The 21,859-nt window shown below is 41.9% G+C and carries 18 protein-coding genes; 10 read left to right on the forward strand and 8 right to left on the reverse strand.

The window, feature by feature from the left end; all coding sequences use genetic code 11:
• The first annotated feature begins 22 nt into the window (after positions 1–22).
• The 7 genes from AC1DYT_RS11315 to AC1DYT_RS11345 all read left to right on the forward strand — a co-directional run bounded on the left by AC1DYT_RS11315 (position 23) and on the right by AC1DYT_RS11345 (position 6,147).
• Positions 23–1,171, forward strand: coding sequence for a glycosyltransferase (locus tag AC1DYT_RS11315; protein ID WP_477469713.1), 1,149 nt, complete (start codon positions 23–25; stop codon positions 1,169–1,171).
• Between the two features lie 345 nt (positions 1,172–1,516).
• Positions 1,517–1,987, forward strand: coding sequence for a PssD/Cps14F family polysaccharide biosynthesis glycosyltransferase (pssD, locus tag AC1DYT_RS11320; protein WP_477469714.1), 471 nt, complete (start codon positions 1,517–1,519; stop codon positions 1,985–1,987).
• 2 nt (positions 1,988–1,989) lie between these two features.
• Complete coding sequence (gene pssE / locus AC1DYT_RS11325; RefSeq protein ID WP_477469715.1) at positions 1,990–2,469, forward strand: PssE/Cps14G family polysaccharide biosynthesis glycosyltransferase; 480 nt, start codon at positions 1,990–1,992, stop codon at positions 2,467–2,469.
• A 21-nt stretch (positions 2,470–2,490) separates the two neighbouring features.
• Complete coding sequence (locus AC1DYT_RS11330; protein ID WP_477469716.1) at positions 2,491–3,498, forward strand: Gfo/Idh/MocA family protein; 1,008 nt, start codon at positions 2,491–2,493, stop codon at positions 3,496–3,498.
• Between the two features lie 4 nt (positions 3,499–3,502).
• A complete protein-coding gene (locus AC1DYT_RS11335; protein WP_477469717.1) occupies positions 3,503–4,363 on the forward strand; it encodes an aldo-keto reductase family protein in 861 nt (286 codons plus the stop codon).
• A gap of 169 nt (positions 4,364–4,532) precedes the next feature.
• Positions 4,533–5,066: a hypothetical protein gene (locus AC1DYT_RS11340; protein ID WP_477469718.1), complete on the forward strand. Its 534-nt coding sequence runs from the start codon at positions 4,533–4,535 to the stop codon at positions 5,064–5,066.
• Positions 5,038–6,147: a hypothetical protein gene (locus AC1DYT_RS11345; protein WP_477469719.1), complete on the forward strand. Its 1,110-nt coding sequence runs from the start codon at positions 5,038–5,040 to the stop codon at positions 6,145–6,147. The genes AC1DYT_RS11340 and AC1DYT_RS11345 overlap by 29 nt, the downstream gene beginning before the upstream one ends.
• Here the strand turns inward: AC1DYT_RS11345 and AC1DYT_RS11350 are convergent.
• Positions 6,144–8,222 carry a DUF4962 domain-containing protein gene (locus tag AC1DYT_RS11350; RefSeq protein ID WP_477469720.1) on the reverse strand — a complete coding sequence of 693 codons (2,079 nt, stop codon included), beginning with the start codon at positions 8,220–8,222 and terminating at the stop codon, positions 6,144–6,146. The two genes, AC1DYT_RS11345 and AC1DYT_RS11350, sit on opposite strands and share 4 nt — an antisense overlap.
• A 250-nt stretch (positions 8,223–8,472) precedes the next feature.
• Here AC1DYT_RS11350 and AC1DYT_RS11355 point away from each other — a divergent pair, with 250 nt between their 5' ends.
• Positions 8,473–9,570 (forward strand): endonuclease/exonuclease/phosphatase family protein, encoded by a 1,098-nt coding sequence (locus AC1DYT_RS11355; protein WP_477469721.1) that lies wholly within the window; start codon positions 8,473–8,475, stop codon positions 9,568–9,570.
• 352 nt (positions 9,571–9,922) lie between these two features.
• Complete coding sequence (locus tag AC1DYT_RS11360; RefSeq protein WP_477469722.1) at positions 9,923–11,323, forward strand: undecaprenyl-phosphate glucose phosphotransferase; 1,401 nt, start codon at positions 9,923–9,925, stop codon at positions 11,321–11,323.
• A gap of 6 nt (positions 11,324–11,329) precedes the next feature.
• Here AC1DYT_RS11360 and AC1DYT_RS11365 read toward each other — a convergent pair whose 3' ends face one another.
• From AC1DYT_RS11365 to AC1DYT_RS11380, 4 genes are all read right to left on the reverse strand, one after another.
• Positions 11,330–12,517, reverse strand: a complete 1,188-nt coding sequence (locus tag AC1DYT_RS11365; protein ID WP_477469723.1) for a glycosyltransferase family 4 protein — start codon at positions 12,515–12,517, stop codon at positions 11,330–11,332.
• Complete coding sequence (locus AC1DYT_RS11370; RefSeq protein WP_477469724.1) at positions 12,514–13,383, reverse strand: glycosyltransferase family 2 protein; 870 nt, start codon at positions 13,381–13,383, stop codon at positions 12,514–12,516. The genes AC1DYT_RS11365 and AC1DYT_RS11370 overlap by 4 nt, the downstream gene beginning before the upstream one ends.
• Positions 13,373–14,641 (reverse strand): hypothetical protein, encoded by a 1,269-nt coding sequence (locus tag AC1DYT_RS11375; RefSeq protein ID WP_477469725.1) that lies wholly within the window; start codon positions 14,639–14,641, stop codon positions 13,373–13,375. Before AC1DYT_RS11375 ends, AC1DYT_RS11370 begins: the two co-directional genes overlap by 11 nt.
• 89 nt (positions 14,642–14,730) lie before the next feature.
• Positions 14,731–15,390, reverse strand: a complete 660-nt coding sequence (locus AC1DYT_RS11380; protein ID WP_477469726.1) for a CatB-related O-acetyltransferase — start codon at positions 15,388–15,390, stop codon at positions 14,731–14,733.
• A gap of 191 nt (positions 15,391–15,581) precedes the next feature.
• On the opposite strand from AC1DYT_RS11380, the gene AC1DYT_RS11385 reads away from it, so the two are divergent.
• A complete protein-coding gene (locus AC1DYT_RS11385) occupies positions 15,582–16,679 on the forward strand; it encodes an endonuclease/exonuclease/phosphatase family protein (RefSeq protein WP_477469727.1) in 1,098 nt (365 codons plus the stop codon).
• 18 nt (positions 16,680–16,697) lie between these two features.
• Here AC1DYT_RS11385 and AC1DYT_RS11390 read toward each other — a convergent pair whose 3' ends face one another.
• From AC1DYT_RS11390 to AC1DYT_RS11400, 3 genes are all read right to left on the reverse strand, one after another.
• Complete coding sequence (locus AC1DYT_RS11390) at positions 16,698–18,851, reverse strand: heparinase II/III domain-containing protein (RefSeq protein ID WP_477469728.1); 2,154 nt, start codon at positions 18,849–18,851, stop codon at positions 16,698–16,700.
• Positions 18,852–18,886: 35 nt separating this feature from the next.
• Complete coding sequence (locus AC1DYT_RS11395) at positions 18,887–20,281, reverse strand: O-antigen ligase family protein (protein WP_477469729.1); 1,395 nt, start codon at positions 20,279–20,281, stop codon at positions 18,887–18,889.
• Positions 20,282–20,457: 176 nt separating this feature from the next.
• Positions 20,458–21,714, reverse strand: coding sequence for a WcaI family glycosyltransferase (locus AC1DYT_RS11400; protein WP_477469730.1), 1,257 nt, complete (start codon positions 21,712–21,714; stop codon positions 20,458–20,460).
• Positions 21,715–21,859 lie beyond the last annotated feature (145 nt).

Below are 21,859 nucleotides of genomic sequence, written 5' to 3' on the forward strand. Positions count from 1 at the left end.
ATTTGTTTTAGGCAAAACATTCATGAAACACATCTGCTTTATTAGCAACCGCTATCCCAATGTATTAACACCTACCCGGCAAGTTTTTGTACAAAAACTTATTTGGGAGCTTGCCGATATGGGAGTAAACTGCACAGTGATATCGCCGGTACCTGTAAACCAATACCTGTCTACCTTTTCGAAACTGCCGCTGGAGGCAGAAGAGGTAACACCAAACGGCGCGGTTATAAAATTGTATTTCCCAAGGTATATATCCTTTGGGCAGGTAAAAATAGCTGGCCTAAAAACTTCGCCTTTAACCACCCAGGTGTTTACTGCGGCAGTGCGTAAAGTATTTAAAAAACTGCCAACTAAACCCGATGTGGTTTACGGGCACTTTTTAGCACCAGCCGGCATTTGCGCAGCGCGTATGGGCCGGGAATTCAACATCCCCTCTTTTGCAGCGTTTGGAGAAAGTACTATATGGTCTATCGCGGCCTTCGGCAAAGAAAAAATAAAAAAGGAACTGAGCACACTAAGCGGTATTATATCGGTATCAACAGCCAATAAAAAAGTACTGCAGGAATTAAACATTTTCCCGGATGAAAAGGTGAAGGTGTTTCCCAATGGCATAAAAGGGAGTTCGTTTTACCCGCGCGATAAAAGCCAATCGAGAGATAAGTTCGGGTTCGGGCGGGATGCCTTCCTGGTATCGTACGTTGGGCAGTTTAGCGAACGCAAAGGCATCATGCGTGCAGCCGAGGCCGTTGATGGCTTACCCGATACACAGGTGGCTTTTGCAGGCAAAGGAAAATTATTGCCTAATAACGCAAACTGTGTACATAAAACAAGTGTTGCCCCACAATTAATCCCCGATTTTTTAAGTGCATCTGATGTTTTTGTACTGCCAACCATGAACGAAGGCTGCAGCAACGCTATTATCGAGGCTATGGCCTGCGGGCTGCCCATCGTATCGTCTAATTTGCCGTTTAACGAAGACATCCTCAATGCCGATAACGCTATATTAATTGACCCGGCAAATATCGAAGAGATACGCGAAGCGGTTTTAACCGTAAAAAACACGCCGGGTTTGCGCCAAAAGATGAGTGAAGCGTCGTTGGCGATGGCTAAAAATCTTATGCTGGAGGTGCGTGCCCAAAATATATACAATTGGATTGAAGCTATGGCCTAAGCCAATTAAACCATAGCTTGCAGGCTTAAAAAACTGGTGCCATTATTTAAACATTTTCACGCGTTGCAAACGGCTCGCGGGTGCCGGTTGTCGCTTGAACTACATGCTGTGAAATATTACATCAACAAAACAGCTTTTTTTTAATATTTAAAAACAAGCCTGTAAATAATTGGCGCGCGTTGCGTTTATTAACCTTAGCCCAATGTTTATTTATTAATTATATAAATATTCGCGGGAACTAACTTTTGTCTTTTAAATAAATTTAAAAAAAAGTACCTTTGTATTGCGGGTATAATAGTACATTTATGAATTATTTATGTTATTTTTAAATATTCATCCATTATAATGAAAAAGAAGATAATTTTAATTTGTTCTGATGGTGGGCATTTGGCACAGGTTTTAGAGATAAAAGACCTGTTTACGCAGTATGACTACTTATTAATTACTGAGAAAACAGAAGCTACTGCTGCCCTGGCAGAAAAATACAACGTGAGGTTTTTAAAACCTAGGCCGAAGGGTGGCCGGGGTATACAATTTTGGTTGAGTGTTTTTACAAATTTATTTTTATCTTTCAGGCTGTTAATAACGCATTACCCTAAAGCTATAATTACAACCGGCAGCCATACAGCTGTGCCGATGTGCATTTTGGGGAAATTGCTCTTTGTAAAAGTGGTTTGGATACTTTCATTTGCAAGGATTGATACTAAGGCAAAATCTGCCAGCTTAATATATCCTATCGCCGATGAATTTATAGTTCAATGGCAAACAGCTCAAAAATTATATCCAAAGTCGGTATATTTAGGAGGAATCTATTAAATATGATATTAGTTTTATTAGGTACGTTTTATATAGAATTTCCGAGGCCGATAATAGCGATTGAGAAACTTTTGAAAGAAGGGAAACTTAATGAAGAGGTAATTGTGCAAAACGGGTATACGCAATATCAGTCGGATTATTTAAAGCTACAACCGTTCCTTGATCATGATACGCTGGATAAGTTATACAGCGATGCAAGAATAATAATTACACATGCCGGTACGGGTTCTATCATGAAAGGTGTAAAAATGGGGAAAAAGATGATATCGGTACCCAGGTTACATAAATATGGCGAACATATTGACGATCATCAGATAGAGATACACAACGAATTTGTAAAAATGGGGTACATTTACCCCTGGAACGAAAACGATTCGCTTGAAGAGATTTTAAAGGAAATTAATAACTTCGTGCCCAATAAATATGTGTCAAATAAACAGGAAATTATTAATTACTTAAAAACGTTTATTGATTCATTATAATCTTAATAATAAAAAATAAAAATGCTTAAAGTTGCAATTATAGGTGCTGGAAAAATGGGGATTTCTCATTTATCGATTTTGGGTGCCCATCCGGATGTGGATGTGGTTGGTGTTTGCGACACCTCCAAAATGGTGAATGATTTTCTATCCAAATATGGAAAATTTAATTGCTTTACCGATTTTAAGAAAATGATGAGCGAAACAAAGCCGGATGCCGTAGTAGTTGCGGTGCCCACCAAGTTTCACTACAGCATGATAAAAGATCTGCTTTTAAGCAAAGTACACATTTTTGCCGAAAAGCCCTTTTGCCTTACTGCCGCGCAAGGCGAAGAATTGGTGAACCTGGCAAAACAACAAGGTATAGTAAACCAAATAGGCTACCATAATAAATTTATCGGCACATTTGGCGAAGTAAAGCGCTTGGTTAAAAGTGGCATATTAGGTAAAATATACCACTTTGTTGCAGAAAGCTATGGCCCGGTGGTAATACGCCCTAAACAGGATACCTGGCGGTCGGACCCATCTGAAGGTGGTGGCTGTTTAATGGATTATGCATCGCACGTTATTGACCTGGTGAACGATATACTTTCGCCGGTTGCCGCTGCCAAAGCAAGCTTGCTTAAATCTGTGTTCTCTACAACAGTAGAAGACGCGGTTTATTCGACCTTAGAACTGGAGAATAAGGTTACAGGCCTGCTATCGGTTAACTGGAGCGACGAAACCCACCGCAAAATGACCACCTCGCTAACAATAGTGGGCACAAACGGTAAAATTGTTTCTGACGCAAACGAACTAAAAGTTTACATAAAAGATAACCCAATTGAAGGGTACACAAAAGGCTGGACGGTTAAATACATAACCGATTTGACAGAGGAGGTAGATTTTTACTTGCGCGGAGAAGAATATTCGGCACAGTTAGACTACTTTATAAAAGCTGCCTTAGGCAAGGTGCCTAATACTATAAACACATTTCATTCTGCCTGGAACACGGATAGAGCGATAGAAATGATAAAACAAAGCGCTATTTAATATTATGGAACGAATTTTATTTGGAGATAATCAATTCTTTGCGGTAAATCACATTTCGGATGAAAAATCGCGGGCACAATCCATTAAATTCAGAGAAGATAGTGCGATTATAAAAACGTTAGACGAAGCACGGGCGGCAGGTATAAACACTTTTATGTGTACCACGCATGATAGGATTGCTAACATTTGTAACATAATACGCGCCGATCCGGAAAAATACAAGGATTTTAAGATATTCCCATGTATGCCGTATGCGCACAAATATGCCAACGCTGTAACCGAATTGGGTATAGCCGGCACATTAAAGCAATACGTACCGGGCAACTTTTTTGGTTCGATGTTTAAGGGGGGTATGGCATTTTTATCAAAAGATTACCTTTCTATTATGGAGCTTTTGGTAGATGCCGAAATGAAAATGTTTAAAGGCATTAATACACCTGTTATTTTTTTACAAAACGTTATTACCGATCTTTTTCTGGGCTTACGTGCATACGAAGTGTTGGCCGCTTTCCAGCACTATGTAAAGAAAAAGTACAATGCGGATGCTGGTTTTATCACCATGAATATGCCTAAATTGCTTGATGCACTTGAAGGCGAGGGTATTAAAAACCCTATCATTTGCTCATCAATTAACAAAGTAGGCTTCCGAATGAGCGGCGGTAAAGAAATTTACGAAGAAACATTAAGAACCCGCGAAGTTAGGGCGATAGCGATGCAGGTATTGGGTGGCGGTGCCATTTCTCCTAAAGAAGCTATAGAATATGTATGCGGGTTGCCAAATATCGAATCGATTTTATTCGGTGCATCATCAAAGGCAAACATTGTAAACACGGTAGAGAATATCCATCTGTTTGATAAAAAATAGGGCCTATCGGCGGGTTTTGATTACCATTTGACAGATTACGGGGCTTATGCCTTTATGTTTCAAAGCTGTTATATCCGCCTACTTGCGCGGTATAACAGCTTTAAAATGTTCGATATACTTCTTGTACTGAACGTTAATAGTGTTATGCAGTAATACCTAAAGCTATCAAATGTTTTCATTAAGATCTACAATCCTCATTATTGTAATACTCTTTGGTTGCCTGATGCTTAGGGGCATAGGTTTTGAGCCTTTCCCTGCCGTTATGTTGCCATCAGGCGCGTACAACCTCAAGCAAACCGATAAAAAGATCACAGTTGCATATTCTGAAATTTATGCAGCAGATAGCGCCGGCCATTGGCAAAAAATAAATCCTGAAGAGTTTTTAAAGCCGGTACCTATCCCCTTGCCCGAACTGCTGCCCTACATCACCAATACCAACGCCGATGTAGATAATAAAAAACTATCCCGGGCAAAAAAGCTCAAATATAAAACGCTAAAATTTCTGCATCTTTTAAAAGACACTCACTTAAGCCAGGCCAAACTTGATGAAATGCATACGTGGATAAGGAATAAGTTTAGCAGTAAGCACCTATCTGCCACACAGATGAAAGTGGTTACCATCGAAAATACTATTTCAACTGAAACCGGGAACGTTATTTCAAGCCATATTACAGATGAACACCTTATCCCTCTGGTTAAATAAACAAAACACAACATTTTGGCAGCGGGTAGTTTTATCTACCAGCGTAAGTAGTAAATCGCTCAGTGTATTCCGAATATTAACCGGGCTGTTTTTACTTTGCTTAAGCTTTTTGAATTTTGTTTGGATAGGATCGGTACCGCAAGCATTTTTCGACCCGCCGATCCTAAGCCTGGCTAATTTCACCAGCGGCTTCCCCGGCACCTCTTTCTTTTTCGGCGTAGATGTGCTACTTATAGCTGCGGCAATTTGTATTACTATCGGCTTAAAAACAAGGTTATCATCTATTATTTATTTTGCAGCTGCCATAATAGCTATTAACTACTCTTACTCTTTTGGCAAAATAGGCCACTCTGCTGTATTATACTTGTTGCTGCTGCTTATTATGTCGTTTTCAGACTGGGGCCACCATTTAGCTATTATACCCGATAAGCAAAAAACAGCGGCGGTAAATGCAAAATGCCTGGCACTACTAAGTATTATACTTTGCTTTGCCTTTTTTACTGCCGGGGTAGAAAAAGCCTTGAATTGGATAAACCTTGATTTTAGTAAAAATGGTTCAGGTGCCTGGTTTTATAACCAGTTTAACAGTATGCGCCATTACCTGCTGGCGCCGTATGTTGGCAAGTTTTTGCCATTTTGGGGCTTTAAAATAATGGATTATATGGCGGTGGTTTTTGAATTAACGCCATTGGTTTGCTTGCTGATATCCCCTAAAGCCTGGAGGCTTTGGTTAATTACAGCTGCCCTTTTTCATATAGGGAACCTGCTTATTTTCAATATCAACTTTATCTACCTGTCTATATTTTACCTCGCTTACGTAGATTACTCAGGCATATACACCAGCTTAGAAAAGGCAGTAAAAACTACTTCTTTTAAAATTACGGCAACTTTACTTTTCATAGGGGCTGTTTGTGCACGTGTATATTATTTAATGAATGACATACACGCACCAAACATATTCCTTCCAAATTCACCAGAGCTTAATCTCTATTTTTCTATAGTGCTATGGTGTGTGGTAATTTACCTTTTGGCCAAAAGCATAAAAAAACGCGCTGCTATTACCAGCAATGATGCTAATTAATTGGCATGTCGGCTTACCGTTAACATAACTTTTTCTGCGCCATTTGTGGTACGTGCAACACGGGCCTGAGTGCCGGTTATCAATATATGATCTATCCAGTTATTCCCGGTAACGGTAACCGTTAAGCCCGATGCTGTATTTTGCGCAGTGATGTTCTTAACGGGCGTAACTTCTCCAGCCTTTGCCGGTAATAAAGCTACAACATATTGCACATGCGTACCGTTGGCCTTCAACTCATAGGTCTGTTGCTTATCGCGCGGCAAATCGTAAAATTTACTCGTTGCAACCCGGGTGGTAAAATTAGCAGTGGCGGGCCAAATAGCTTTCACTTGTAGCGAAGCGCCGCTTTTTGCACTTACATCAACCCTATTGGAGGTAGCAGTTGCATTAGTGGGTACCTGGGCCAGCCATTCAACAGATGCATCTGCCGGTGTTTTCACATCATCAAATACTAAAATATACTGGTTGCGGTAATTAAGCACTTCGCGCCTGGCATACGAAACGCCGCTGTAAGCTTTACTTAAATTTACACCCGTCCAACAGATATCACCGTTTGATATAAATTCATCTATTGTGCCGCGGGCTGCGGAATTGGTTAACTGGTTTGTACCATTAATTAACAGTGTTGACTGCGATTCGGTAGCATTTGAAAAAAACGCCCAGCGACCGCCGTTACCCCCACGTTCCCAAAAAGCAGTGCCTTGGTTTTTACCCGTGCCGTAGCCCGATGTGCTTAACAGCCATTCATCACCAAATCCTAATATTATCGCGCCCAAATCCAAGTGTGTATGACTATGGCTGGCTAAACCCGATTTTATCGATAACAGATAATCCTTATCCGTCCATCCTCCGCGGCTGGTTACAATATCAAGCGACGTTGCATGATAATCAAGATTTACAGGTGGCTTTCCGGCAATAGCAGGGTTATACCACAGGGCGGTCCAGGCTATTCCGCCACCCGCATTTGTACATTTCTCGGGCAAATTATCGGCCATGTATTGCCCATCGGGGATGTTAAATTCTGATGCCAGCTTGTACAATATAAACTGAGGGCCATAACCACCATAACTTACATCTCCCCATGGCAATATCGAACCAAAACCGGAAGTTGATGAGTTAAGCCTGTAATTTATAGCATTTTTAAAAAACGGATCCTGGTACAGGCTATTGGTGCCCAATACATTGCGGGTACATTCTATATATTGTAAAATGTAAGTAAGGCTGTAACTCCAATAAGCTACCCCTTCGTTTGTGCTGCCATCATCATTTAATGTTTTTGAAACTTTATCAAAATCGAGAAGCGAGCCTGCTATCCACTCAGAAGCCTCGGGTATTTCATCTAAAAAAGCCACACCTGCCAGGCCCATACCGGCTACGGCTACGTGATTGTGATTGTTTTCGTAGCCCTTACTCCAGTCGGAATTGCCAAGCAAGCCCTCTTCAATCTCGTTAACATGTTTTTTGATGGTCTGGCGAATCAGCTCTTTTTCGCCGTTGGTCCAGATGTTATTATCCCAGTCGTACGCAATTGCGAGGCCGCGAGCCATACTGCTGGTAGCCAAATGTATCCCCCTGGACTGGATGCCCCAGGTTGGATAATTACAAGCCGCCATAACGGTTTCGTGCAGTTTATTACGGACATCGGCGTTGTCCTGCAGGGCAAGGGCAAGGCTTAAGGTAACAATATCGTCGCCAATTGGCCTTTGCCACAATTCGGCCTGGGCAGATGCCAGCGCATTCTTTGCCGATACAAGTTGCTCCGGCGAACGGTAGGCACGCAAACGTTTTTTAGAAATATCGGCAGCATAATTAATTACATCATCAAAAAGTTCTTTTTCGCGCCCCCGCGCATTGGCATACCTCGCACGCAACCCCTTCCACGTAGAAGGGGTGAAAAAAAGCCGGGGATGCTGCGCAGACAGGTTTTCCCGCCATTTAGGTAAATCTGTTTTAACCTTAGCCAATATAGCATCTTTTGTTACAGCATCCTGCGCATTGGCCGTACCAGCCAACAATGCGATAAAAGAGATAACCATAAAAATCTTAAACCAATCGTTGCTTCTAACTTGTATCATCTTTAACTAACTAATATGAATTGATAAACAACACAATAACTTAAATAGATAGGTTATGTTTTTACATATCTGTTGCTATAACAGCTTATTCCTAAAAACATTGTTAACGCATGCTATTAATTTAAATAACAATTTTGATACCAAGCGCTAATTCCAGCAGATGGGGCCCATAATTTATAAATTTGTTGCGCAAGCCCCTATTCAACTATGCAATCCTGTGCTTATTTTTTAATATTGCTATTATAAAACAATGCAAGAAAAAAGCCGCACCAAATCAGTATTTACAAACCGATTAATATTAATTGCCAATACTATAGCTGCCGCCCTGCTGCTATTTAGCTACCTGGCGCCTTATAGCAATCCGCAGCGGTATTGGTTGATAGCTATTTTAGGGCTCGCGTACCAGCATTTTGTAATTATAAATGTCGTTTTTATGCTCTACTGGCTTATGCGGCAGCGGCTATACGCTTTGCTATCCCTCGTTTGCATAATCACGGGGTTTAAATTCATGCTATTGAACTATCGCTTTGCTCCTCCAGCTATTACCGACCCGCCAAAACACGCAAACGTTATTAAACTAATAGCATACAATGTAAACCGCTTTAACGGTTATGGTACCATCGATAGCGGTGCCAGCCGTACAGGCATTATTGATATGATAAAACAAGAGCAGCCGGATATTGCAGCTTTCGAGGATTACAAGGTAATAAGAAGAGAAAAAGGCAGGATTGTAAACGCACTAAAAAAAGCGATGAATACTAATTTCTACTATTTTAGTTCTGTTTATAATAAACGTAGCCGCGATTCATCCGGTAATGTTATATTCTCTAAATATCCCATCATTAGCTCAGGACCAGTTGTAGATAGCGGCGTATTTGCCACCCAGGCGATATTTGCCGATATAAAATTGCCCGGCGGGGTAATAAGGGTCTATTGCGTTCATCTCCAATCTATCCACATTGGTAACAAAAAGGAATATATAAACGGGAAAATAGATCTTGCCAAAACAAATGCCATTGAGAATGGCCTGGTGAGTGCATTTGTAACCAGGAGCAGGCAGGTGGCTTTAATAAAGCAACACATGGATGAATGCGCCTATCCATATATTATTGCAGGCGATTTTAACGATACACCCGTTTCGTTTGCCGTTAACCAGTTAAGTAAAGGTTTAAAAAATGCATTTGCTGAAAAAGGGTCGGGACTTGGTGTAACTTATCACAGCTGGTTCCCAAAATTGCAGATCGACTATGTATTTGTAAAACCGCAGTTTAAAGTACTTAGTTTCAATATTATTAAAAGCGATTTTTCTGACCATTACCCCATTACAACAAATTTATCTTTTAATTAATAATACGCGTAGCAATTACTATTTACACACCGTTAAGTATTTTTACTTTTTACGACAATAAACTACTAAGTGGCCTTTTATTTAAGAAATTTGTATAATTTAGTGTCATAATTTATTAAGTGTTTAATTTAATAGAATTTGAATAAATATTTACTAAGTGGTTGCACCCCCTGCAATTTGCAAATATCATATATGCACCAACAAGAGGTACTATAAGCAATTAATTGCCAATTGTTTACACCGCTTATTTGTGCATAGGTACTTAGTTTTGTTTGCCATCTGTTAAATTAAGAATGGATATTTTACGATTTAAGCAACTGAAAATTTCAGTTTATTAATAATCATTTATAACATGGTTCATCGCTACGCTACATTTATAAAATCTATCAATCTTACTTTTGATTATTTGGTTTTAAACACGAGTATGGTTATAGCCTACTATATTGTTGATAAAGTACATATACTGTGGGCTACCAATAAAAACTATCTCCCGATAGTTTTGGTTTTTAACCTTACCTGGCTGCTCTCGGCCAATTTAACCCGGCTTTACGATAAAGTGCTTAACCGGGATGCGGTAAACACCTACCGCAACGTAATTAAAACTTACCTTATTTTCATTGCCCTTATTTGCGTAATTGTAACGGTAATAGGCATCAAAGCTTATTACATAACACGCGGTTACCTTATCTACTCGTGTACGCTATTTGGCGTAACACTATGGATATGGAAGCTAATATTCCTCAGCATCCGCAAGAGCGACAGGGCCTCCCTTTACGACTCGCGCAAGGTAATTATTGTTGGCAGCGGGCGTATAAGCAACGATTTGCATTCGTTTTTTAGAGGCAACCCCGACAGGGGATATAAATTAATGGGCTTTTTTGATGACAGCCCCGATGCTGTTGGCCATGAGGATAAATATCTGGGATCTACCGACGATTGTATAGACTATGTGCTGAACAATAAGATAGACGAAATATTTTGCACCCTGCCACTTGCCGAAACCTCCAAAATAGAGAAGCTGCTATCAGGTGCCGAAAAAAACCTTATCCGTTTCAGGATTATACCGGAGTATTACGATTACGGCATCAAACCGGTACTTATTCAAAGCTTTGGGCACATCCCGGTAATATCTGTACGGGCAGAACCATTAGAAAATATGCTGAACCGCTTTGTAAAGCGGTTGTTCGATATTTGCTTTTCGTTGTTTATTATCATATTCTTTTTCAGCTGGTTGTTCCCTATACTGGCTATTTTGATAAAACTGGAATCTAAGGGCCCTGTGTTGTTTAAGCAACTCCGCTCGGGCCGGGATAATAACCCCTTTTGGTGTTACAAATTCAGAAGCATGCGCGTAAACAGCGATAGCGATAAAGTGCAGGCTGTAAAGAACGATAAGCGCATAACCCGCCTTGGCTCAATAATGCGCCGTACCAGTATTGACGAGCTGCCCCAATTCTTCAACGTATTAAAAGGCAACATGAGCGTAGTTGGCCCACGGCCGCACATGCTTAGTCACACTATACAGTACTCGCAATTGATTGATAGGTTTATGGTGAGGCATTTCTTAAAACCTGGCATTACCGGTTGGGCCCAGGTAAAAGGCCTGCGCGGCGAAACCCGCACAACCGAAGCTATGCTTCAGCGCGTGGAGGCAGACGTATGGTATCTGGAAAACTGGTCGTTTTTGTTTGATATGAAGATTATCTTCCTAACCGTTTGGAACGCTTTAAAAGGCGAAGAGAACGCCTATTAAAGGCGGTTATAGCTTATCCCACCCTCCGGTATTGTACCGGCCATGCCAGCGGCTTATAATAGCCGATGCTACAAAGCCTGGCTTGGTGTACGGTTTACTGGTAATTAAAGCCAAAGCATCGGTAAGCTGTTTACCCATTTTTTCATAGCTTAAACCATCAATAATCTCCAGCGATTTCTGGCTCATCAGCATTTTTGCCGGCTCATCCAGGCGCATGTAGTTCAATATGGCCCGCGCGATATCGCTATCATCAAACGCATTGAAGCTAAAGCCATTTACGCCTTCCTGTAGTAAATCGGTAGCGGCGTTTACCGTTTTGCTAAGCAATACCGGCAGGCCGGCGGCCATAGCTTCGTTTACCACCAGCCCCCAGGTTTCAGAAAAACTGGGCAATACAAATGCCCCCGCGTTGCCAAAATATTGCGGTAATTTTGGGTTATCTACCGCATCTATAAATTTCAGGGTTTGCAATTTCAATAGTGCCTTTTGTCGCCGCAGTTTTTCGCCCTCGGGGCCGTTGCCTACAATAAGCAGTTGGTAGCCGGCGTTTTGCTGCTCAATAAGCCGCCATGCGTTTAGTAGCCCTTCAAGGTTTTTTATGGGCACCAGGCGGGCCACGCAAATAATGGTTTTTATGCTGGCCTGCCCTGCCCTATCGGCCGTAAACAGCTTGTTATCTATACAGGCAAAGCCATAAAAAAAATGCAGGCCTTGTTTTTTAAAGTCAGCGTAATCTTTATCGTAGCTTTTAGTGGGCAGCCACAGGGCATCGGCACGGCTGGTGATGAGGTTTTTCACCCACTGCACCACCGCGTTGCGCTTTACCTGTGCCGGCCGGGCATCGTCAAACATAATAAATTTCTTACGGCGTTTTTTTGCCCAGGCTATGCCCAATGCGCCCGCAAAAAAAACGATGGAAGGGCCAATAACCACGTCAGCGTCCAACTCATCAAGTCGCAAAAAAAGGCGTTCCTTCAATTCTTCCTTTTCAACATCGCCGGCAGCTTTGTTTGGGTACAGGCAAGCCCACCAATGGTGGGTGCTGTCCACCGTATCAAAGGCGTAGGGCGACCCTTTGCCAAATAACTCAATAGCGTTAAGCTGTATATTTTGCGATGCCAGATAGCCCCTAAGGTAAACCAGCCGGCCTTTCCAATAAACCCTAAAATCGTTATTTAATATTACTACTTTCAATTGGGCGTTTTTTTAAACTTATCCCAAATTACCGGGAACAGCGTTTTCATCCATAATTTAGCAAATGCGCCAAAATAATCGGCCGGGAAATGCTTTTTTATATAAAATAAATACTCTTTATAAGCCAGCCCCTTAGGGCTGTACAGGTAATCTATCCTTTTTTTTAGCGGGTGGTTGCCCGATAGCCAGTTTACGCCATGATCATCCTCGCAGTAACCATAATAGCCCGGGGCAACCAATACTGCCAGCCCGGCTTTAAAAGCGGTAAGGGTGTAATCGTAGTCGGCCAGGTAGTGCGTGTAGGCATCGCAAAATATTCCTATCTTTTCAACTGCGGCGGCATCTACCAAAAAAACATTGGCATTGCCCAGATGGCAGGGCATAGCATCGGCATCGTGCGGTTTAACGGCGTAATAAGCGGCGTGATTAAGTTGGTAAAGCAAATGCCCGCCATAGCTCATTTTATCGCTCAGCGGGCTCAGGGTTGACCCTACAAGCACCGTGCCCTTGCTGCCAAGCGCTTTGTAGCAATTTATAAAACGTGCAAGCGCACCGTCCAGCAAAACAACGTCGTCGTTGCAAAGCAAAAAAGCGTCGTACGGTTTTTGCGCTATAGCATGCTGCCATATTGCGCGCATACCACCGGCCCAAAACAGACTGCCGGTACCGGTCATTATTTTTACAGCGGGGAAAGCGCTGGCAACGGCCTGCGCGGTACCATCGGCCGATGCATCGTCCAGCAGATAAATATCGGGGCTAAGGCCCAAAAAGCCATCCTGCCCGGTTAAGCTTTCCAAAAAACCGATGGTTTTTTCTTTTCGGTTATAGCAAGCGATTAAAACCGCACAACGAAGTTTACCTTCCATACGGCTTTGGCCTGTCTTCCTCCTCATCGGTGCCATATTTGCTGAATGGCTTCTGCTTATCCCTTAAAAATAAGAATATCATCACGATAGGCAAAAACAATATAGGCTCGCCAAAGCTCAGTATCAGCAAAATGAGTATGCTGTACACAACGTTTTCTGCAGTGAGCACATACTGCTTGCAAAACCTGCCGTATTTATACAATAGGAATATCAACCCCACAAGGCCAAACTTGGCTATAAAATCGCCTACGCCGTTTGATATGTTTACCGGGTATTGCTTGTTAAGCACATCGTTATACCTATTACTTACGCCTAATATGAGCTTGTTGCCAAAACTATTGATGATGTGCCACAAGCTGGAGAAACGGTTTAAAGGGATATCCATATGGATGTGGTGATAATATGTTTTGAGCACCGACAGGCGGTTCAGGTCGCGCATATCTTCTTCATACGTTTCAATGATTTTATCGCCCAAAAAGGGGATAAAAATAAGTGCGATGATAATGGCGGGCACCAATATCAAAACGTAGATATTGATTTTGGGGACCTTGTACCTGTAAGAGAGGAATATCAGCACCAGCAAACCCAGGTAGTTTGTTGTAGAAAACGTGGTGATGTTGGCAATGATGAGCAATATGGTTACACCATCGTACTTAAACTTGTTTAAGTAAAAATGGAACATTAGCGTAATTACCAGAAAGCAGCCGAATGCGCCGGGTTCCCAAACAAAGCCCGAGTTGGTGAGCTCGTGAAAGCCCTGAGTATATGTAAAAACCAAAGCGTTGGTATAACCCGGTATGTTGTTGCCCGTTGGGAAATTTACTGTAGCAAACAATTTGTACATGGTTGGTGCCGACAGGAGCTGCAAAGCATAGAAAACCAGGGATATGATGGTTAAATGCACCATTACCTTAACAAAATTGGCAAGGAGCTTATCCTTTAATATCACGCATACTAACCAACTGAACAATAAATACTTAAATAGGAAAACATAATCGCTGTAAAGGTAATCTGTTTCCAGATCGTTGAATAAAAAAAAGCGGATTGTTACAAACAGGATGTATATGCCGGAAAATATACCGAAAGCATTCACCTCTTTGCGGGTTATAAACTTACTAATTATGGCAAAAAACAAAAGCAAGGCTATAACACCTGCCCATACCGCTACGGTGGATGATAGTATATTGGCATTTGCCGACAACAGCAAAAAAACCAACATAATAAAGTAATTGATATCTATTTTCTGTTTCTTCTTCATTCAGGTAAGATGTTTTTATTATAAAATAGTATGCCTTATGCAATTTTGCCACAGCTGCGTCCACATTGGCCAAAATAGCCTTTTGCTTTTTACACAGCTTTAATAAATTGTTGTATATCCTTAAAGAAAGTACTGTTTGCTTTTATCTTATCCATGCTCCAATCCCACCATTGTATCTTCAACAGCTGGTCTATCTCTGGCTGGGTAAACCGGTAACGTATAAACCTGGCCGGCACACCACCAACAATTGCGTAAGCCGCAACATCTTTGGTAACCACAGCACCGGCAGCTATAATGGCGCCATCGCCAATTTTAACGCCATCTACAATAATTACGTTATTGCCTATCCACACATCATTCCCAATTACTACGATGTGTTTTTTTTCCGCATCGGCGTATACATGATCCTGAAAAATGGTTTCGTTTACAAACGAAAAGCCCGCCTGCATCTGAGTTGAAAAGAAAGCCGGGTGCGTTGAAACAAACTCTTTTGATGGATGCACGCCCATGCCTGTTTGGATGTTGCTGCCAATTGAGCAAAACTTGCCAATGAACGTGTTTTTTATTACCGAGGCATCGGCAATATAAGTTCCTAAGCCTATATGCGAAGTGCCCATAATTACGTTTTGCCCTATAACATTATAGCCCTCAAAATAATTATGGATGTTAAATATTACCCCGCCGCCAATTTTTACATTTTTGTTGTAATTAACCAGCCTGTAATAGTTCCGCTTTAGCCAATTCCTCATTTTTGTGCTGTAAACTTAATTATTTTGATGCACTTTGCCGCATTAAACCTGCATTTAGGGGCTAAAAATTTAGCCTTGCAAAAAACACAACTTTAAAGTTTTATTAAAAGAATTGCCCCCATGTTTCCAAAAGCAAGCTTAAACGCCTACTTTTAAAAAAAATTTGCCCGCATTAAATCACACCTTTTTGTATGAAAAGCAAACAGAAGAAAAAGCCGTTCCTGCTGATAGATAAAATAGTTTTAGGTTTAAATATCGTTGTAGCAGCATGCCTTTTATTGAGTTATCTTGCGCCAGGCACCGATCCGCGAGACTCTACCATCATCGCTACCTTAGGGTTTGTATATTTATTTTTAGTTGCCGGCAACCTTGTTTTTTTGCCATACTGGCTTTTCAGGAAACCGTTACTGATGCTTATTTCTGTTGTTTGCGTGCTGGCTGGCTTCAACATGGCTACGGCGCAATATGGTTTCCGCAAAAAGGTGGTAATTAACGACAAGGCCGATACTAGCGACCTGCGGATAATGCAATACAACGTGCATTCTTTTCTCGGCATTGGCAGGTATGAGGATACCTTCGTACAAAAAGAAATAATGGAAGTAATTGAAAGCAAGCACCCCGATATTATTAATCTGGAGGAATTTGCTAAATACCGGGTTAACCGGGATTCTATTAGTAACCAGATTAAAGCCTTATTAAAAACAAAATATTACTATTTCAACGCCGATAAGGTTTTCCGTAAAGATTCAACAGGCAACGCCATATTCTCTAAATACCCAATCGTAAGCACAGGCCTTGTTGGGGGCAATAACAACTCAAACTCAAAATCTATTTATGTAGATGTTAAATATAAAGGGAAAACTGTGCGGGTATATTGCGTACACCTGATAGCCGTGCAAATTAAATCGAAATCGAAAAAGAAGGTTTTAAGCGGAAAAGCCTTGGGTAACTCATCATTTGTTTTAGGCCGCCTAAGCGGAGCTTTTGTTATGCGGAGCTATCAGGTAGATCAGATAAAGAAAAGTTTTGAAAGTTGCCCTTACCCATATATTGTTACCGGCGATTTTAATGATACGCCGATATCTTACGCCGTAAATGAATTGGGCGATGGTTTAAAAAATGCCTTTATCGAGAAAGGGAGTGGCTTTCAGACCACCTACTGGTCCAGCCTTCCGTTACAAATCGATTATATTTTGGCTAGCAAGCAATTCGATGTGCTGAACTACCAGGTTCTTGAAGAAGAAATATCGGATCATAAGCCCGTAATAAGCGATTTGAGGCTCAAGTAGCCTTATATCATCAAGCCACTATTTCCACTCCTTTAAAGGCTTTACACTTTGCAGCGCTTTCAGCTTATTTAAGTCATCAGAAAAAACAACGGACATAGGCACCTTTTGACTAATCGAGTTCCTGATCTCGAAACCCAGTATGATGTTGCCGGGGTTTGGTAACTCATAAAAATAACTCGGGCTTGCCGACCATAACTCCAGTTTGGCAGCAGCCGGTTCCATTACCCGCATGTACATTTTTTTATCGCCCTGCGTTAGCTCAGCTAAGTTTGCGGCCAGTATTTTTACGTGCGAAGGCGTAATAATTTTCCACCTTACATTATTATCGCCCTCCATGGTTTCAATTTCGTCGCGCACTTGTACTAGCTTTTGCCCTACAATGGCAATCCCTCGGGTAGCATTCTTAAGTGTGCCCTGGTAAACGCCGGAGAGACTTGCAACCGCATACATCAAATCTTTGTTGCCTGATGAACGTATAATCACCGAGGCAGAATCAACCATCTGGTACCCTCCGTTAACCGTAAGCGTATTGTGCGATTTATTATTGTTACGAAACATTTGCCAGCGCCGCGAATTTTGCCCCATATCTAAGATATTCACCCCGTTTGCTTGCAACCTGGTTAAATTCTCGCCGCCCAGTTCGCTGGCCCAGCGCTTTCCATTGGCATCAAGTACAAAGGAGCCGGCATCCATATGCCCATGCCAGGTAGATGGGGAGCCGGCTTTAAAGCCGACAAAAATAGCGCTGCTATCTGCCCATCCGGTTCGCATTAGGGCAAGCGTGCCTTTATTATCAACCCACATGTTATTTGTAGGCGGCTGGCTGCCGCTCATACCGCGGGTTGTGCCCCAAATAATGGCAATTGGCAACAGCCTGTTGTTTACAAACTCCTTATACGTTCCGTGCGATAAAATACGCTCGGCCGGCCAGCGTAACGATGTTTGCTTTAGTTTATCGGCCAGCCAAAATGCCGATGGGTTAAGCGCCAGGCCTGCCGACGGCAGGCCATCAGAATAATTGAAGGGCAGCGCCGTTGGCCCAGTTAGGTGCTGCAAGTACTCTCCTGTTTTTAAAAAACCGGGCTTTTGTAATAGGCCGTAATCTTTACCAAATAAATTTGTTAGTGCATCTATGGCAAAAACATTAAAATTAGTGCCGTAAGCGCCATATTGGTATCCAGATGGATGCACTCCGTTGGGGGCATAAATATCCATTGCGAAAGAAAGCGACTCGATAGAGCGGTTGATGATCTGCCGGGCCAGTTTGGTATCTACATCGTAAACCGCCAGGGCGCCGTACAGCATGGCCGTGTTGCAAATTTGATTGGCTTCGGTGCGCAGGTCTAGCCAGCCGTTATAGTAGGCATCAAGCGATGGCTCAAGCGCCTTTTTTATAATGGCCTTTTGTACCAGCATGCGGTCAACCTCCGATAGGTCGTTGTAAAGCCAATCATATGCTATGGCCACGGAAAGGGTAATTTCAGCCGTTTCGATGGTTTCCTGTGGCTTCCAACTGCTAACCGAGGAAACGTTCATCAGTTCGTCGGTGGCTGCTTTAAGATATTCGGGTTTATTGGTAACCCGCCAGGCATAGCTAAAAAAAAGCAGGCGGCGCATAGCCTCCCTGGTGTTCACAATAATATCGTCGCCCCGGTACTGGGTCATTTTCAGGCGTTGTTTCATCATGGCATTTACACCATTTACAACAAAAAGGTTCATTCGGCTCCAGTTGGGGTTAGTGGCAAAGCCTTGTTTTACTATAGCTTCATCGGCTTCTGTAAAAAGAAGCCTGGGGTGCTCGGGCAGGGTTACATCGCCAATATAATCGTGCTGGTTTAGATATAGTCCGCCACTTTTCACCATTACTGAGTTAATTGCCGCCCTTAAGGTTGCTTTATAGCCTATGCGCTGGACAAGCAGGAAGCAATACACAAATATGAAAAACAGGGAAATTAAAAAATAATACCGCGTTCTGCCCAGCCAGTAAAAAACAAAAAAGCAGTTAAGGATAAACACAACCGGTGTATTGAACCCTACTATATTAACGCTTAAATAATGGTTGCTGAAAACGCGCGGCACTACCAAAAAAACCAACAGCATTAATACCGCAATAGCATTAAGTACCATAAAAAAACGCTCGGCCTTATTAAGCCTTTTCTTAATGGTTTTCATATTCATTAATCGTGAGGTTCATACTTAATTACTTTTTACGCTTTTTTTTCCAACACATTCGGGTTAGAGAAGTACCCGAAAAACGCAAGCAACGGCATTACCTCTAAACTCGAAGGCGAGATATCCACAAAACCTATCAATATTATAGCAATCAGCATCGCAAAAAATGCCATCATAAAAATATCAGCTTCTTTATCTTCGTCTTTTACAAAATTTAAGCAGGTTTTGAATTTTGTTACCAAGAGCCATATCCAAGTTGCCAGCCCAAGTACCCCGGTTTCTGTAAGAATGATGATGTGAATGTTGTGGATGGCCGTATTTACCGCAAAGCCGCTGGATACGCCCGTATAATTAAAACTGCCATGCGTTAGGTAATAAACTTGTGTATTAAGGCCAATACCAATAATTTTTGATTGCTTCCAAATCTCGTACCCAAGCAGCCAATGGTTTTCGCGCGCGGTAAGCATTTCTCCAATGTTATTAAACAACAGCAGGTTTTCATACTCGGCCAGGTAAAAATAAAGGCAAAGCACTCCAACTACCACTCCCCCCCCGGTTATGGCAACTTTGCGGTTAAACCCTTTTCTATTTTTAGTGTAGTACACCGCTAACAATGTAATAATCGCGATGAAAATGCCCAAGTAGGACGATCTGGAAAAAGTAAAGAAGCAAACAAGCGTGCTAGTTAAAATTAAGCTTACCACAACTGCTTTATTGCCATAGTTTTTGAGGTAACACGATAAGAAAAATGCGATGGGTATGATTGACATAAAGCCGAGCCCGTTCGGATGGTCTAAAATACCGATAGCAGATGGGTACCCCTCGCGCCGAAGCGAGCTATTGATGCCGCCTTGCCCGTAAATGATGGTAGCGGCCTCATTTATACTCATTATAGGGTAGCAAATGCACAACGCCGCATTAATAATAGTTAATATAGCCAGCCCATCAAAAGCTCCCTTTAAAATAGCCTGCTTATCAAAATTCCCTTCGTATAATTTAAAAAGGACGGCCAGCGGAACTACCATTCCCAACACGGCAAGTAATGCAGGCTTGAATATGTTGTAGGGATTTATATAAGATACAATGCAAAAAAGCAGCAGCGCGTATAACCACCTGTTACTGGCAAAACTGAATGACTTTTTTTTTAGTTTATAATAGCCCGCAAGTAAAAGGATAACCGAAATGGCGAAGGCAACGCTGATATCGACCTCGTTGCGGAACCTGCCCAGCGCAACGGAAGTAACCCGCCCCCTTATAAAGGCGTCATTTGTTAAAGCCAGCACCATCTGGTTAAAAGAAAACGGCGCAGCAACTATAAATAAACTTATGTATAAGTACTTAACATTTGCATCCCCCCTGAATTTCTTGATAACGCCCCGCAAAAACATCAGCAACAAAATAATCCACCAAAAGGTAAGCTTAATTATCATCGGCTAAAATAATTTATAATTATCGATAAAGCGGTTACAAAAAAAATGGAGACAGATACCGGCGGCGGGTTACACTTAGCGGTTATGTATGCCGGTTGCCAGTATAAATATAGATATACTTTTAATATAAGTGCAAACTTTTAATATCTGTGTTGTACAAAGTTTAGCGGGAGAGTTTAGCTTAGAAAATCTTCAACAAATTTATTCATCACCTTATCAACTTCCAGGTACTGCACGGCGTATTTGCGGGCGTTTTCGCGCTTGGCTTCCAGTTCGCCATCAAGCTTTATTTGCAATATCTGCTTGGTAAGCAAATCCTGGTTATCCCTGTCTTGCGGCTCAACAACGTAACCAAAATCGTAATCGTGCACCATATCGTATAACGACGTACCGAGCGAGGCAGTAATGATACTAGCCCCCCCAACTGCAAGTATAGTAGTAAGTTTAGATGGCATTACCAGGTCCCCGGCATCAGCAATTTGCAGCACCAGGTGTATATCGGCCATATTGAGGAATTCATTGAACACATCTCTCTCCTGCACTTGCAAAAACGAAATATTGGTTAAGCCTTTGCGCCTTGCCTGTTCGTGCAGCTGATCTTTATACGGGCCTGATGAGCATATGATAAATTTGATGTGTTCCATGTGCAGCAGTTCCTCGGCAGTTACCAATATCCTTTCGAGCCGTTGCTTTACCCCTACCGCGCCTGAGTACAGGTACACTATATCGTCGGGCTTGTAGCCCCATTTGATTTTAAGCTTTTCGCGATTGGGCAAAGGGAAAAAATAGTCGGTATCTACCCAATTGGGGAAAAAAACAATATCGCGGTTAAATTTCGCTTTTATCTTTTTTATCATCCCATCAGATATGCTGCTCACAAAATCGGCACTCATCAGTATCTTATGCTCTACCCTAAACAAGCCCGCCAATACCATCTTTTTAGAAAACAACTTCAGGTCGCGCGCGGCTTCTATCTGCATATCCTGTATATGATAAAGCAGCTTACCGCCGCTAAACCTCTTTAGCATTAGGCCCAGATAGGCCAAATGGAAAGGCGGGGCAACGGTAATAATCAGAGCGAATTTCTGCTTAAACAAAATAAGCTTAAAAACCATGAAGAATTTGGTAACCCAAAACGAGAAATCCTGTATGGCGCGCTGCTTGCCGGTAGGGTCGCTGGGGATGTAGGATGGGCACCTGTAAATAGTTAAGGTAGCACCACTTTTTTCGTTATATATTACCTCTTTTTTATACCAATGGTTGGTGTAAGGCTCTTGTACCTTCCAAAATGGGTAATACGGAAAAGTAGTAATTACTGTACAGTCATAGCCACGGTTTACCAACCAGCTCAACATCTCGCCGTTATATTTTCCAATACCAATTGGTTCAGGAGAGAAATTATGACTAATCAACAGTATTTTTTTCTTATCCATTTATAAACTAGGCCTTTGGCCGGTAACACGTTTAGGCCGGTAAAAATCCGGCAAATAAATATTTAAATATAACGGAATTTACTAAAGCCTACGCCTTAAAACAGCGATTAAGTTATATCAACCGTTAAATAGAAACCGGTGTTTC

This window comes from Mucilaginibacter sp. P1_D10 (assembly GCF_056406215.1).

What these genes read in the sequence shown, in the direction of transcription:
- AC1DYT_RS11345 (WP_477469719.1), top strand. Translation starts at nt 5,038, where the DNA reads ATGAACACCTTATCCCTCTGGTTAAATAAACAAAACACAACATTTTGG.
- AC1DYT_RS11395 (WP_477469729.1), bottom strand. Translation starts at nt 20,281, where the DNA reads ATGATAATTAAGCTTACCTTTTGGTGGATTATTTTGTTGCTGATGTTT.
- pssE (WP_477469715.1), top strand. Translation starts at nt 1,990, where the DNA reads ATGATATTAGTTTTATTAGGTACGTTTTATATAGAATTTCCGAGGCCG.
- AC1DYT_RS11385 (WP_477469727.1), top strand. Translation starts at nt 15,582, where the DNA reads ATGAAAAGCAAACAGAAGAAAAAGCCGTTCCTGCTGATAGATAAAATA.
- AC1DYT_RS11375 (WP_477469725.1), bottom strand. Translation starts at nt 14,641, where the DNA reads ATGAAGAAGAAACAGAAAATAGATATCAATTACTTTATTATGTTGGTT.
- AC1DYT_RS11390 (WP_477469728.1), bottom strand. Translation starts at nt 18,851, where the DNA reads ATGAAAACCATTAAGAAAAGGCTTAATAAGGCCGAGCGTTTTTTTATG.
- AC1DYT_RS11355 (WP_477469721.1), top strand. Translation starts at nt 8,473, where the DNA reads ATGCAAGAAAAAAGCCGCACCAAATCAGTATTTACAAACCGATTAATA.
- AC1DYT_RS11335 (WP_477469717.1), top strand. Translation starts at nt 3,503, where the DNA reads ATGGAACGAATTTTATTTGGAGATAATCAATTCTTTGCGGTAAATCAC.
- AC1DYT_RS11330 (WP_477469716.1), top strand. Translation starts at nt 2,491, where the DNA reads ATGCTTAAAGTTGCAATTATAGGTGCTGGAAAAATGGGGATTTCTCAT.
- AC1DYT_RS11360 (WP_477469722.1), top strand. Translation starts at nt 9,923, where the DNA reads ATGGTTCATCGCTACGCTACATTTATAAAATCTATCAATCTTACTTTT.
- AC1DYT_RS11350 (WP_477469720.1), bottom strand. Translation starts at nt 8,222, where the DNA reads ATGATACAAGTTAGAAGCAACGATTGGTTTAAGATTTTTATGGTTATC.
- AC1DYT_RS11315 (WP_477469713.1), top strand. Translation starts at nt 23, where the DNA reads ATGAAACACATCTGCTTTATTAGCAACCGCTATCCCAATGTATTAACA.
- AC1DYT_RS11380 (WP_477469726.1), bottom strand. Translation starts at nt 15,390, where the DNA reads ATGAGGAATTGGCTAAAGCGGAACTATTACAGGCTGGTTAATTACAAC.
- AC1DYT_RS11340 (WP_477469718.1), top strand. Translation starts at nt 4,533, where the DNA reads ATGTTTTCATTAAGATCTACAATCCTCATTATTGTAATACTCTTTGGT.
- AC1DYT_RS11370 (WP_477469724.1), bottom strand. Translation starts at nt 13,383, where the DNA reads ATGGAAGGTAAACTTCGTTGTGCGGTTTTAATCGCTTGCTATAACCGA.
- pssD (WP_477469714.1), top strand. Translation starts at nt 1,517, where the DNA reads ATGAAAAAGAAGATAATTTTAATTTGTTCTGATGGTGGGCATTTGGCA.
- AC1DYT_RS11400 (WP_477469730.1), bottom strand. Translation starts at nt 21,714, where the DNA reads ATGGATAAGAAAAAAATACTGTTGATTAGTCATAATTTCTCTCCTGAA.